The organism is Sorangium sp. So ce693, assembly GCF_051521375.1.
Classification (GTDB): domain Bacteria; phylum Myxococcota_A; class Polyangia; order Polyangiales; family Polyangiaceae; genus Sorangium; species Sorangium atrum.
The window spans coordinates 12,791,013-12,803,991 of sequence record NZ_CP150347.1; the positions used below are offsets into that span (position 1 = coordinate 12,791,013).

Annotated in this window: 7 protein-coding genes; 4 read left to right on the forward strand and 3 right to left on the reverse strand. The window is 70.8% G+C overall.

Annotated elements, in window-relative coordinates; all coding sequences use genetic code 11:
• The first annotated feature begins 118 nt into the window (after window positions 1-118).
• The 3 genes from WMF14_RS47785 (at window position 119) to WMF14_RS47795 (ending at window position 6,544) form a co-directional block, all read left to right on the forward strand.
• The gene (locus WMF14_RS47785) at window positions 119-2,299 is read left to right on the forward strand and encodes a glucosyltransferase-I (protein WP_437797527.1); all 2,181 of its coding nucleotides are present in this window, start codon (window positions 119-121) and stop codon (window positions 2,297-2,299) included.
• Between the two features lie 279 nt (window positions 2,300-2,578).
• A complete protein-coding gene (locus tag WMF14_RS47790) occupies window positions 2,579-5,509 on the forward strand; it encodes an nSTAND1 domain-containing NTPase (protein ID WP_437797529.1) in 2,931 nt (976 codons plus the stop codon).
• 33 nt (window positions 5,510-5,542) lie between these two features.
• Window positions 5,543-6,544 (forward strand): hypothetical protein, encoded by a 1,002-nt coding sequence (locus WMF14_RS47795; protein WP_437797531.1) that lies wholly within the window; start codon window positions 5,543-5,545, stop codon window positions 6,542-6,544.
• Between the two features lie 48 nt (window positions 6,545-6,592).
• On the opposite strand, the gene WMF14_RS47800 is transcribed toward WMF14_RS47795, so the two are convergent.
• The 3 genes from WMF14_RS47800 to WMF14_RS47810 all read right to left on the reverse strand — a co-directional run bounded on the left by WMF14_RS47800 (window position 6,593) and on the right by WMF14_RS47810 (window position 10,380).
• On the reverse strand, window positions 6,593-7,861 hold the full coding sequence (locus WMF14_RS47800) for a DUF3237 domain-containing protein (RefSeq protein WP_437797533.1): 1,269 nt from the start codon (window positions 7,859-7,861) through the stop codon (window positions 6,593-6,595).
• Window positions 7,862-7,940: 79 nt separating this feature from the next.
• A complete protein-coding gene (locus tag WMF14_RS47805; RefSeq protein ID WP_437797535.1) occupies window positions 7,941-8,993 on the reverse strand; it encodes an alpha/beta hydrolase family esterase in 1,053 nt (350 codons plus the stop codon).
• A gap of 214 nt (window positions 8,994-9,207) precedes the next feature.
• Complete coding sequence (locus tag WMF14_RS47810) at window positions 9,208-10,380, reverse strand: hypothetical protein (protein WP_437797537.1); 1,173 nt, start codon at window positions 10,378-10,380, stop codon at window positions 9,208-9,210.
• A gap of 285 nt (window positions 10,381-10,665) precedes the next feature.
• On the opposite strand from WMF14_RS47810, the gene WMF14_RS47815 reads away from it, so the two are divergent.
• Entirely contained in the window at window positions 10,666-12,900 is a 2,235-nt protein-coding gene (locus tag WMF14_RS47815; protein WP_437797539.1) for a substrate-binding domain-containing protein, read from the forward strand.
• The last annotated feature ends 79 nt before the right edge of the window (window positions 12,901-12,979 follow it).

Sequence of the window (12,979 nt, forward strand, 5' to 3'; positions counted from 1 at the left end):
GTCGAGCCTCCTCCTCGTCGCGGCCGCGTGCGCGAGCGACATGTCCATTCCCTGCGGGGACGGCTACTGCCTGGCGGCTTACCAGTGCGTCGATTCGAGGGATGGAGCGCCGCGGTGCGTGCCGCCCGATACGCCGCTGAACGTCTGCGGCAACGGGATCGTCGATCCCGGCGAGGAGTGCGACGAGGGCGACGTCGCGGCGGGCGACGGGTGCGGCGCGACCTGCCGGCGGGAGGAGTGCGGCAACGGGATCGTCGATCCCGGCGAGGAGTGCGACGAGGGCGAGGTCGCGGCGGGCGACGGGTGCGGCGCGACCTGCCAGCGGGAGGTGTGCGGCAACGCGATCCGCGACCCAGGCGAGGCGTGTGACTGCGGCGCCGATGCCGTCGCGCCCCGGGAGCCGGTGTGCAGCGATCGCCAGAACGCGTCGGCGGGCGGGGTGTGCCGCCTGGACTGCCGGCTTCATTGCGGCGACGGCGAGGTCGCGGAGGAGGAGACGTGTGACCCCGCCGCTCCTTTGGCCGCCTCCTGCGTGGATCTCCGTTACGATTTCGGCCGCCCTGTCTGCTCGCGCGCCTGCGACTCGCTGGACGTCGTGGGCTGCGGCGACTTCAATTGGCGCGTAATGAATGCGCCGACAACGGCGTACCTCTCGGACGTGTGGGGAAGCGGAGCGCGCGACGTCTACGCCGTAGGGGACGGGGGCACCGTGGTTCATTACGACGGCACCGTCTGGACATTGATCTCGTTACCGGTCGTTGCGAGCGCAGAAATGCGCGGCGTGTGGGGCAGCGGTCCGAACGACGTCTTCGCCGTCGGAATCGAGGGCAGCGCCGCCGGAGCCACCGGCCTCGTGGTGCACTATGACGGAGACTCATGGACTCAGATGCCCTGGCCCTACGAGGGGGGTCTTAACGAAGTGTGGGGCAGCGGCCCGAATGACGTCTTCGCCGTCGGCGATCGGGGCACCTTGGCCCGCTTCGACGGCCGCTCCTGGACGAAGATGCCTTCGCCAGTCAGTGTGATGCTGTTCGGCGTGTGGGGCGTCGGTCCGAGCGACGTCTTCGCCGTCGGGAGTGCGGGCACCGTGCTGCATTTTGACGGAAATTCCTGGACGCAGATGCTCTCGCCGAGCGATGAGCCGCTGCGCGACGTGTGGGGCAGCAGCGCGAGCGACGTCTTCGCCGTCGGAGATGGGGGCGTGCTGCATTTTGACGGAAATTCATGGGCGCTCATGCCTTCGACGTCCAAATTGGTTCTTGGCAGCGTGTGGGGCAGCAGCGCGAGCGACGTCTTCGCCGTCGGAGGCTCGACCCTGGCGCGCTTCGACGGCCGTGCGTGGACGGAGGTGACTTATTCGATCGGGCAGTATTTGACCGGTGTGTGGGGCAGCGGTCCGAGCGACGTCTTCGCCGCCGCCATCGGCGGCGTGCTGCATTTCGATGGCATCACCCTGACAGAGCTGCCTTTCGCGACCGATGACGAGACGATTGCCATCTTGGATCTATGGGGAAGCGGAGCGAGCGACGTCTTCGCCGTCGGGGATTATGGCACCGTGCTGCATCTCGATGGCAGCGCATGGACGGCGATGGCATCGCCGGTCGATGTGCATCTCAACGGCGTGTGGGGGAGCGGAGCGAGCGACGTCTTCGCCGTCGGAGAGCGGGGCACCGTGCTGCATTTCGACGGCAGCGCGTGGACGGCGATGGCATCGCCGGTCGATGTGCATCTCAACGGCGTGTGGGGAAGCGGAGCGAGCGACGTCTTCGCCGTCGGGGCGTCGTCAACGGTGCTGCACTATGACGGTCGCTCCTGGACACCAATGTCTGTAGAGGGCATCGATCATGCGCTCTACGGCGTATGGGGGAGCGGGCCGAGCGATGTGTTCGCCGTCGGGGATTTTGGCGCCGTGCTGCATTTCGACGGCCGCTCCTGGACGACGATGGTGTCGCCGGTCGATGTGGCCCTCTTCCGCGTGTGGGGGAGCGGACCGAGCGACGTCTTCGTCGTCGGAGAACGGGGCGCCATCCTGCACTTCGACGGCAGCGCTTGGACGGCGACGACATCGGTGCGCAATGTTGCGTTTACCGGCCTGTGGGGCAGCGGGCCCAACGATGTCTTCGCCGTCGACGGCGCCGTGCTGCACTTCGACGGTGGTTCTTGGCTGCCCATGCGTTCCGAAGAACTTGGGTTCCCGCAGGCGGTATGGGGTGATTCTTTGGGTAATGTATTCTTTTTCGGCGAGCCGGGCCTCAGCCACCGCAGCTATCGACTCGGCCGGACGGCGCTCAGCCGCTGAAGGCGGAGGGCGGATGCTTGGTTTCGGTTGGCTTCGCGCTGCGATGGACGCCCCGGAGCCTCTCTGCGCGCCGCGGCGCCGGGGACCGGCGTACGGCGGACGCGACGGCCAGGCTTCCGGCCCGCAGGCATGAGCCTGTCGGGTTCATGCGGTGAGATTGTCATGAGCCCGATGAAGGAAATACGCTCTGCTTCTGTGGGCGGCTCCGGCGCCCCTGCTGTCGACGAGGAGGCGGCCGCCCCGCCGAGCCGGAGGGGACGTCCGGAGTCAGAGGAGGGGATGTACCCGTCGGCGACCTTGAGCACCGACCACGATCTCGACGCGGTGCAGCTCACCGCGTCCAGGACCGACCCTGCGCGGCGAGCGCCGCGCGACCTGCCCATCGACGCCGGGACGTCCCTCGGTCACTACGAGCTCATCCGCGAGCTCGGGCGCGGGGGCATGGGCACGGTCTTTCTGGCCCGCGACGTCCGGTTGAGTCGCCTGGTGGCGATCAAGCTCGTCACCACGCTGACCGGCTCCCGGCTCGACCGATTCCTTGTCGAGGCCCGCGCCACCGCGCTCTGCAAGCACGAGAACATCGTGACCATCTACGATGTGAACGAGCACAACGGGTATCCTTACATGGTGCTCGAATACATCGAGGGCCAGAGCCTCCGCGCGTGGATGGCGCAGCGGAGGCCGGCGGGCGCGCCAGCGGGCGTCGCGGCCACCTCGGTGTCGACGAGCGCCGCGGTGGAGCTGATGGTGCCCGTGGTGCGCGCCCTCGTGTGCGCCCATCAGCTCGGCATCGTGCACCGCGATCTCAAGCCGGAAAACATCATGCTAGAGCCGTCCGGAGCGATCAAGGTGCTCGATTTCGGCATCGCCAAGCTGCTCGACGTCGACGCCGCCGTCACGTGTGAGCGCCCTGCTCCCAGGAGCGAGCTGACCCTGACGCACGAAGGGGCCGTCATGGGGACGCTGGCCTACATGTCCCCCGAGCAGCAGGCCGGAGAGGAGATCGACCAGGCGACGGACCTCTGGGCCGTGGGGATCATGCTCTATGAGCTCGTGACCGGCGGGCGCCCGTTCGACGGAGCGATGACGGTCGGCGCGCGCCTCGCCGCGCTCGACGCGTCCGTCCGGAAGATCGGCGGGATGCGCGCCGAGCTGGGTGCGCTCGGACCGATCATCGAGCGGTGCCTGCGCATGCGGACATCCGAGCGCATCGCCTCGGCGCGGCAGCTCCTGGCCGAGCTCATGCCGCTCCTGCCGGGGCGCCGCGAGGTCGTCCTCGGCGCCGACGAGAGCCCATTCGCCGGCCTCTCGGCGTTCCAGGAGGTCGACGCGGACCGCTTCTTCGGCCGCGACGACGACATCGCCGGCATGGTCTCGCGCCTGAAGAGCCAGCCGCTCCTCGCGATCGTCGGCGCGTCGGGGGTAGGGAAATCATCGCTGGTGAGGGCGGGGATCATCCCGGCGCTCAAGCGCTCGGGGGCCGGGTGGGCGTCGCTCGTCATGCGGCCCGGGCGCGAGCCCATGGCGGCGCTCGCCGATCTGCTCAACCATCCATCCCTCCTGGAGCAGGGCGAGGTCGGCTCGCCGGCGGCGCGCGGCCGTGAGGCCGAGCGCGGCCGTGAGGCCGAGCGCGGGCAGGTGGCCGAGCGCGGGCAGGTGGCCGAGCGCGGGCAAGTGATTGAGCGGCTGCGCGCCGAGCCCGGCCACCTGGGCGCCGCGCTGCGCGCGTGGTCCGCCCGGACCCAGCGGCGCGTCGTGCTGTTCGTCGACCAGTTCGAGGAGCTCTATACCCTCTCGTGCGACGCCCGAGAGCGCGCCGCCTTCTTCTCGTGCCTCGAAGGCGTCGCCGACGACGCCTCCTCGCCCCTCCGCGTCATCCTCTCCACCCGCTCGGACTTCATCGAGCGGGTGGCCGAGGACAGGCGCTTCATGGCGGGGGTGACCCGCGGCCTCGTGTTCCTCTCGCCCATCGGCCGGGAAGGGCTGCGCGAGGCGCTCTCGAAGCCGCTCCAGGCGGCGCGGTACGAGATCGAGGACCCGGCGATGGTCGAGGGCATCCTCGATGTGCTGGAGACGACCCCAGGCGCCCTTCCCATCCTGCAGTTCACCGCGGCCAGGCTGTGGGACATGCGCGACCGCGAGCGGCGGCTCCTCACGCGGGCGAGCTACGAGGCCATCGGCGGCGTGGCGGGAGCGTTGGCGAGCCACGCCGACGCGGTGCTGGCCGGGCTCAGCGGCCGTCAGGCGAAGCTCTGCCGAGCCATCTTCGAGCGCCTGGTCACGCCCGAGCGCACGCGGGCCATGGCCAGCCTGGAAGAGCTCCGCGAGCTGCCCGGGGACGGGGATCCGGACGAGATCGAGCGCGTCGTCCACCTGCTGGCCGACGCGCGGCTCCTCGCCATCGAGACGGGGGGCGACACCGCCGGCGGCAAGGTGGAGATCGTGCACGAGTCGCTCATCGCGCGCTGGCCGACGTTGCAGCGCTGGCTCGACGAGAACCAGGGAGACTCGGTGTTCCTCGACAAGCTGCGCGCGGCGGCGCGGCAGTGGGAGTCGAGCGGCCGCGCCGATGACCTCTTGTGGCACGGCAAGCTCGCGGAGGAAGCGCGCCGCTTCTCGGAGCGGTCGGCGCGCCGGCTGCCCGAGCGAGAGCAGCTCTACCTCGACGCCGTGGTCAGGCTGGCCGGCCAGGCGCAGCGCCGGAAGCGCAATCTCATCGTCGGAACCATCGCGAGCCTGGCCCTCCTGGTCGTCGGCGCCGCCGCGGGGATCGTCACGGTGGTCCGCCAGAACCGGGTCATCAGCGCGCAGCTCGCGGACATCCGCCGGACCGAGGACAGCCTCGAGGAGGCGCTCGCGAGAGAGACGGCGTCTCGACAAGCCGCCGAGCAGGCCAGGATGAGCACGGAAGAGCAGCGGAACCGGGCCGAGCGGCTGCAGAAGGAGGCCGAGGAGGCCAGGGACAGGGCCGAGGTCGAGACCGAGAGGGCGCACGCCGCGGCCGAGGAGGCTCGGACGGCGCGCGACGAGGCGCGGGCGTCCGAGGCCGAGGCGCGGCGCGCCGAAGCTCAGGCCGATGACGAGCGGACCAGGGCCGGCGTCGAGGAGCGGAAGGCCAAGCAAGCGGCAGACGACGAGCGCCGGAGCAAGGAGGCGCTGGAGCAGCTCATCCAGCGCTCCGTCGGGCGGGTCCGGGAGCGCTTGAGGTAAAAGGCGCTCCGGGAGATCATCGAACCATTCCCCGTGCAGAGGACGCCGACGAGCACCCGAGCTGCGATCTGTTCATGGCTCTCGATCGCGATCCTCGCGTCCCGGGCCGTGCCCGCGTGGGCTCAGACCGGGCCGGCGCTGCCCCCCTGGCATGAGGGCGTCGCAGAGGAGCGCAAGCAGGCGGCGCTGGAGCTCTTCATGCAGGGGCGGGACCTGCACAGAAGGATGGTGCTCGGCGATGCCAAGAAGAAGTACGAGGAGGCGCTCGCCCTGTGGGAGCACCCGGATCTCCGGTTCTATCTGGGCAGGGTGCTCAAGATGATGGGGATGCCGCTGCTCGCCTACGAGAACCTGCGCCTCTCGCTCCGGTGGGGGCCGGCGTCGCTCGATCCCGAGGACCGCGAAGAGGCGCGCGCGTTGATGAAGGAGCTCGTCGAGCGCGAGCTGGCCGTCGTCGAGATGCGCTGCGATGAGCCCGGCGCCGAGGTGCTGCTCGACGGGAAGCCGTGGTTCGTCGGTCCGGGCTCGGCGCGCCGGTTCGTGACGCCCGGAGAGCACGTCGTCAGCGCGAGGAAGGAGGGGTATTTCCCCCTCGTCGAGCCCGTCGTCGTGCTCGCCGGGGTCCAGGCCTCGGGCGTGCTCAAGCTGAGCGCCGACGGCATCGTCACGGTGCGCAGGTGGTCCGCCTGGAAACCCTGGGCCGTTGTCGGGGTCGGGGCGGGCCTCGGGCTAGCTGGTGCGGTGTTGCGCTGGCAGGCCGACGAGCATCTGGAGGAGGCGGAGCGGCAGTTTGAAGGGACCTGCGCGTCGGGCTGCGCTCCAACGACGGACACGACGAGCCGGGCTACGACGGAGAGCCATGTCGCCACCGGCCTGTTCATCGCCGGCGGCGCGACCCTGGCGGCAGGCGCGATCCTGGTGTTCCTCAACATGCCGCGGACGTATCGCACCGAGGATGAAGGCGGCGTCGAGCTTCGGATCGTGCCCGCGGCGTCGGGCGCGGCCGCCGGGCTGTCAGCTCGGCTTTCCTTTTGAAGCGCCGAAGGCACCGGACGGCGCCAGTGTCACCGCGGCTCTGCTGTTCTATTTGCGCTCGTAGAAGGTGAGGCTCACCCCGCCCCCCGCCGCGCCACCCGGGTCGGAGCTCACATAGGACTTCGTGTTGAGGATCGCATAGGGGCCGTCCGCGCGCGTCTCGAAGACAGGCACGAGCGCGCCGAACGGTCCGCAGTTCCTCACCACGATGACCTCGCCGTCCTTCGAGGACAGCGCGTACCGGGCGTCCAGCACCGTGGTCGACCCGATGAGCTGGTAATCCGCGCCTCCGGGGAGCACCGAGCCCGACAGGCCGCTCAGCAGCATTCCGCCGGTGACCGTGCCCCCGGTGATGGGAATGATGTTGCGCGTGCCGCGCTTGCTCGCGCCGACAGACACGGATGCGCCGAGCGAGACGGACTCGGTGAACACGCTCGAGCCCTTCGCCCCGGTCGCCGTCGAGCACTCCCACGATTGGTTCGGGACGCCCGCGGGATCCTTGAGCTGGATCTTCGGCTCTCCGGCGTCCACCTTGCTGATGTCGTAGATGTCGAGCTGGATCGTGCCCGCCGCGGCGTCGACGACACGGGTGCCTGCAAATTTCCCGGTGTTGAGCCAAGCGAGCGAGCTCGAGGTGGCGACCTCGAAGTCCGGGACGATCCGGACGACGTCATCGCCGGCGGCGGCCACGCCGCAGGTCCGCAGCAAGATGGGGGTGCCGTCGCTCGCCTTCAGGATGTTGATCTCCTCGAGCTCGACGGATCCGTTCGACAGCGTGAGCTCGAGATCCATGCCGCCCGTGAGGAACGTGGCCTGGATCTTGTCGCCCGTGAGCGTGCCCCCCTTCACGTCGAGGAGGCGGCGGTGTCCGAACTGGGTGGTCCCGACATCGTGGGTCTGGCCGAGCTGGAGCGTCGCCCGAAGGACGAGCTCGCCGCGCGTGGGGAGCGGAATGCCGCCCGGCATCCCGCAGGTCCACGAGGGATCGGGGACGATCGTCGCCTCCTCGCTGCCGTTGTCGCCGCCGCCGGTGCCGGGCGCCCCGCCTGCGCCGCCGCCGCTGCTGCTGCTGCCCGTCTCCTCAGCGCCGCCGGTTCCCGTGGTTCCGCTACCCGCGGTGGTTCCGCTACCCGCGCCGCCCACACCGGCGTCGCCGCCCGTGCCGGTCGCTCCGCCGGAACCGCTCGACGCCGCGCCGCCGGAGCTGCTGCTCGTCGTCGCTCCGCTCGTATCGTCGGTCGACGAACCGCACCCTCCAGAGCAGATGCCCAGGATTCCAGTTATCAAGAGCTTCGCTGGCAGATTTTTGATCACCATTGCCGGACCCATCCATTCAATCGCACGCTGCGATTCGATGCACCCTGAAAACGTGGCGCTGGTTCGAGCGACGCCCGCCTCAGAACTGCGAGAAGAAGCTCCAGATCGACTCGCCGGAGTTGTTCGGCAGGGCGTGGTCTCCGTCGAACTCGCACCAGACGACGGGGTAGCCCGCGTCGCAGCCCTCGTAGCTGACGCAGGGGCTCGGCTCGACCGGCGTGGTCTGCTGACCGCAGTGGTTTCGCTCGAGGAAGACATCGCGAGCGCTCTGACCGTTCTTGACCGGAACCACGCTGTCGACGTTGCCGTGGGAGCCCCACATGGCCACGGGATGGTCGCCGTCCTCGCAGCCGCTGTAGAGCGCGCCGGACATGGGGGCGATGGCGCGGAAGACGTCGCCCATCGCACAGCCGACCGCGTAGGACATCATGCCGCCGTAGCTGAACCCCGTCGAAAAGATCCTGCTCTCGTCGATGCAGAGCTCGGCGCGGAAGCGGTCGAGCATGGCGCGGAGGAACGTCATGTCGCGGCCCCCCGGGTTCTCCCAGCCCTGGTCGATGCCCTCGGGCGAGACGAAGATCGTCGAGCCGTTGGCGCGACTCTGTAGGCCGTAGTAGCCGCCGCCGAACCCGGTCGCGACCTGCTGCGCCGAGCCGCCTCGGGGATGCCAGGTGAAGATCAGCCGATAAGGGTGGTTCGGATCGTAGCCGTCCGGCACGGCGAGGATGTACTCGCGCGTCGTGCCCCCGACATCGATGCTGAAACGGCCGCTCTTCGGCGCGGTCGCGCTGCCGCAGCCCGCGCTCTGCGCGTCTCCTCCAGCGCCGCTCGATCCGGAGCCGGCAACGCTCCCGCCGCCCGCGCCAGTTTCCCCCGAGTCCGGGCGCCCGCCGCTGCCGCCTGCGCCGCTGACCGCCCCCGACGAGCCGCTGGTCGCCGACGGGCCACCGGTTGCCGACGAGCCACCCGTGGCGCCGGAGGCGCTGGATCCGGGCCCGGCGGGCCCTCCTGCGCTGCCGCCGGAAGATGCCTCGGTCGTCGCTTCTCCCTCGCTGGAGCAGCCCAGCGCCGCGAACGCCGCGAGCGCAACGAGCCCTGGCGCGATCACGCCGAAATTGCGAAGCGTTTTCATTCGTCCTCGCCTCTCTATTCTAAGATCGCCGTCCGTCCTCGCATCACCGATGAGGGTGACCGCAACGAGGTCGTACCCTATGCCTCAGGGCCGAGGCATAGGCATACTCGCCTATGCGTCGGCCCTGAGGCATAGGCATACTCGCCTATGACGCAATGCTAGACGTCACGCCCGGATGGGCGGACTGGACGATGCGGGATCCGGCGACAGGCGTTCAGCCGCTCGGATCGAGCTGCACGCCGACCGTCCACGCGGCGCCGCCCGCCTCGTCCTTGACGGTGACGCGCCCCGTCGCGGCGTCGAGCTCGAATGCCGGGTCGCCGCCGTTCGGGGTCGTGTTCCCGTCGTGGACGCGGACGACCTTGTCGCCCTCCACCGTGCACTCCGAGACGCCGGTCGTGCCCGCGCCGTAGAGCATGCGGCCGGCGCACGCCAGGCGCGTGAGGCACTTGCCGCCTCGCGGGAGCGGCGAGACGAGCAGCGCGCACCTCGCGCCCGCCTTCACCGGGCTCGGTCCCGTGGACTCGGTCACGCGCGCGGACCGGCGCAGCGCTCTCCGGGTCGCGTCGAGGAGCGGCTCCCCCGCGACGGGCAGGCTCTGGTAAGCCAGCGTGAACTCGACGCGGTACGCGGGCACCGAGTCGCGCCAGACGGCGCCGGCCTTGCGGATGCTGTCGAGCGAGACCTCGGCCCGCTCCCCGGCGCGCGAGCCCTTGTCCTGGTACGAGAGGGCATAAGCATACGTGCCAGGCTGAGGGCCGGAGTCCTCCTCCACGCCGGCGCTGAACATCGACATGCCGTTCAGCGGATCGCTCGACCTGTAGATCGGCTTGCCGCCGCAGAGGACCCGGAGCGCCGGCACGCGGATGTCGCTGCCCGAGCTCGCGAGCTCCGCCTCGACAGTGCACGCCGCGCCGGCCGCGAGGGGGAGCCCCGTGGCGCGCGTGACGGTCGCCCTCCAGGTCGCGTTCGCGGTCCGCGACGGCGCCTCGCTCGCCGGCGCAGCCGGCTCCGGCGGCGCCTGCGCGGGCTCGGGGACAGGCGCCGGCGGCTCGGGGAGGGGAGGCTGCTCCGGGAGGGGAAGGGGAGGCGGCGGCACCGCCGGCTGCTGGACGATCGCCATCGTCTCGCGCCCGGACCGCGCCAGCAGACAGCTCGCGGCCATCGCGCAGAGCCCCACGCCCGCCATCGTCACAAGGAGCGGCACCGCCGACGACCGCTTCGGCTGGCCGCGCACCGCGTCGAGCTCCCGGCCGAGCTGGTCGAGCACCCGGCGGGCCTCCGCCATCTGGCGCTCGATCTGCTCGACGCGCGCCGCCCGATCGCCGTCGCGGTGCTCCTCGAGCTCCTTCGTGGCCGCCGCGAGCTGCTCCTCGAGGCTGTCCACACGCCCTCGCAGCGCGTCTCGTTCGTCGCGGTATTGCATTGCTCGACGATACCACCGACCAGCTCGCCCGCGCCGGCGGCGCGCCGGTGGTGGAGACGCGTCGAAGCGCGTCGACACGCACGCAGCGTGTGGGGCGGCCATGTCCGCAATCCGACGTCACGCGCCGGATTCCACGGCAGAACGCAAGACTTCTCGCCCGGGCCGGCGGCGCAGCGTATACGATGTAGCCGGTCCTCAGCGGTCGTGGGGAGGGCGGTCAGGTTGTGGAGCAGGAGGCCGTCGGGAATGGGTCAGGGTCGCCAGCGCAGTGCAGTACCGTTGCCGGAGCAGTGGGGCGAGCTGCCTGGCGCCGCGCGGTGGAAGGCCAGGGGAAACGCCGGCGCCTCCGGCCCTGATGCGCGCCGGTCCGAGAGCGCGCACCCGGCGGCTCGCCCTCCTACCCTCGGCGTCGTCGCCCCGTTTCTCTCCGGTGCGTTCTGGGGCCCTATCCTGCTCGGCATCCATGAGTCTGCCCAGCGGCGCGGGATCCGCACGCTGGTGCTGCGCGGCACGCCGTCCGAGGTCCTGGCCCCCTCGCTCGGCAGAGAGCAGGTCGACGGGTGGATCGTCGTCGTCGAGTTCGGCGGTCTCGAGGCGCTCGAGCGCGCGGGGGTCCCGTTCATCACGCTCGGCGCCCGCCCCGTCGACCTCCGCTGTCCTGCGGTGCTCCCGGACAACCACGGCGGCATCCGGAACGCGGTGCTCCACCTGATCGAGCACGGGCACCGGCGCATCGCGTTCGTCGGCAACTTCACCGCGTACGACGTGCGCGAGCGCCGCGACGCCTACATCAGCACGCTCGCCGAGGCCGGGATCCCCTTCGACCCCGATCTGGTCATCCCGTGCGACAACAACATGTACAGCGGAGGCCGGGCCGCGGCGCCGGCGCTCCTCGCGCAGCTGCCCGCGTGCACGGCGGCCGTCTTCGGGACGGACAAGAACGCGCTCGGGACGATGGCGGAGCTGAAGGCGGCGGGCGTCCGTGTCCCCGAGGATTTCGCGATCATCGGCTTCGACGACGTCGTGGAAGCGCAGAGCACCGACCCGCCGCTGACCACGGTGCGCCAGCGGTTCGAGATGATGGGGAGCGCGGCGTGCGAGCTGCTCGCGTCGATGATCGCCGGCGAGCCCTTCCCGCTCGAGGGCGTGCGCACGGCGAACGCGCTCGTCCTGCGGAGCTCGTGTGGTTGCAATGTGGTCCAGAACTTCCTCGACATGGAGGACGCGGCCTCCGGGGAGGACGCCGCCGACACCCTGGCCCGACAGATGGTCGAGCAGCTGCTCCTGCCGCGCCCGCTGCCGCCGGAGACCCCGCCGGCCGCGGTCTGGCCGGCGGTCACGCGGGTGGTCGACATGTATTTCGCGGCGCTCCGGGGCACCGCGCCCGCCCCGGCCGCCGAGCTCGAGCGAGCCTATCGCCAGGCCATCGCCATCACGCCCGATCTGGGGGCCCTGCTGTCGACGGCCCGCCTGATGGACCAGCTCCCGGAGCGGCGCCGCATGTCCCTGGACGCCGCGGCCAGGCGGCGGGTGCAGGACTTCGTGGAGCTCGCGCGCCTCGCGAGCGCGCGGGCGCGGCTCGACGCCGAGACCCACTCCGTCCACCAGCTCGGGGTGCTCGCGAGGACCAATTACGATGTGAGCTTCGCCCTGCTCGGCGGCACCCAGCAGGAGTACCGGTCGCTCTCGTGGCTCGAGACGACCACGATGGTCTGGGGTTGCCTCGCGCTGTGGAACGACCCGGCGGAGCGCACGGGCCTCGTCGTCGCGGGCGCCTACAGCCGCGACGGCAGCCCGGTCCCCGCGAACGGGAGCCGCCATCGGCTGGAGGCGTTCCCGCCGGCGGAGATGCTGCCGCCCTCGGCCGTGGACGGCACGTACATGGTGCTGCTCCTGCCGATACGCTCCGTGGAGCGCGACTGGGGGATCCTCGTGCTGATCGGCCCGGCGGTCGTCGCGATGACCGGGGACGAGGGCACGGTCGCGATCTGGGGGACGCTGCTCGGTGCGGCCCTCGAGCGCGACGCGCTGCTGGAGTCGCTGTCGGCGCGGCACGCCGACCTGCAGCAGGCGTTCGCGAGCGAGCGCGCGCTGTCGCAGACGGTGCGGGAGCTGGGCTGCCCGATCATCCCGCTCCTCGCCGGCGTGCTGCTCGTGCCGCTGATCGGGATGCTCGACAATGGCCGCGCCCAGCAGGTGCTCGAGAAGGTGGCCGAGGGGGTGAGCCGGCACGAGGCGCTGTCCGTGCTGCTCGACCTCACGGGCGTTCCGTTCGTGGACATCCAGGTCGCCCATTTCCTGGGCATGACCAGCCGCGCGGCTGCCCTGCTCGGCGCGCGGGTCTACCTGGTCGGCGTGCGCCCCGAGATCGCCGAGAGCCTCATCGACGTCGACCTCGGCGAGCTGCCCACGTTCTCCTCGCTCGCGACGGCGCTCCTCGAGCTCACGCCGGCGGCCGGGGGCGCGCCCAGGGCGAGGTGATGGGCGCGCCAGGGCACTGTCGCTTTCCTCACCTCCCGCCCGAAATCGATTAAGGATGGCGCTCGCCACGGAAGTGGAG

Bases quoted from the DNA above. Each gene is read 5' to 3' on its own strand.
- WMF14_RS47790 (WP_437797529.1), top strand. From the start codon at position 2,579: ATGTACCCGTCGGCGACCTTGAGCACCGACCACGATCTCGACGCGGTG.
- WMF14_RS47800 (WP_437797533.1), bottom strand. From the start codon at position 7,861: ATGGTGATCAAAAATCTGCCAGCGAAGCTCTTGATAACTGGAATCCTG.
- WMF14_RS47805 (WP_437797535.1), bottom strand. From the start codon at position 8,993: ATGAAAACGCTTCGCAATTTCGGCGTGATCGCGCCAGGGCTCGTTGCG.
- WMF14_RS47815 (WP_437797539.1), top strand. From the start codon at position 10,666: ATGGGTCAGGGTCGCCAGCGCAGTGCAGTACCGTTGCCGGAGCAGTGG.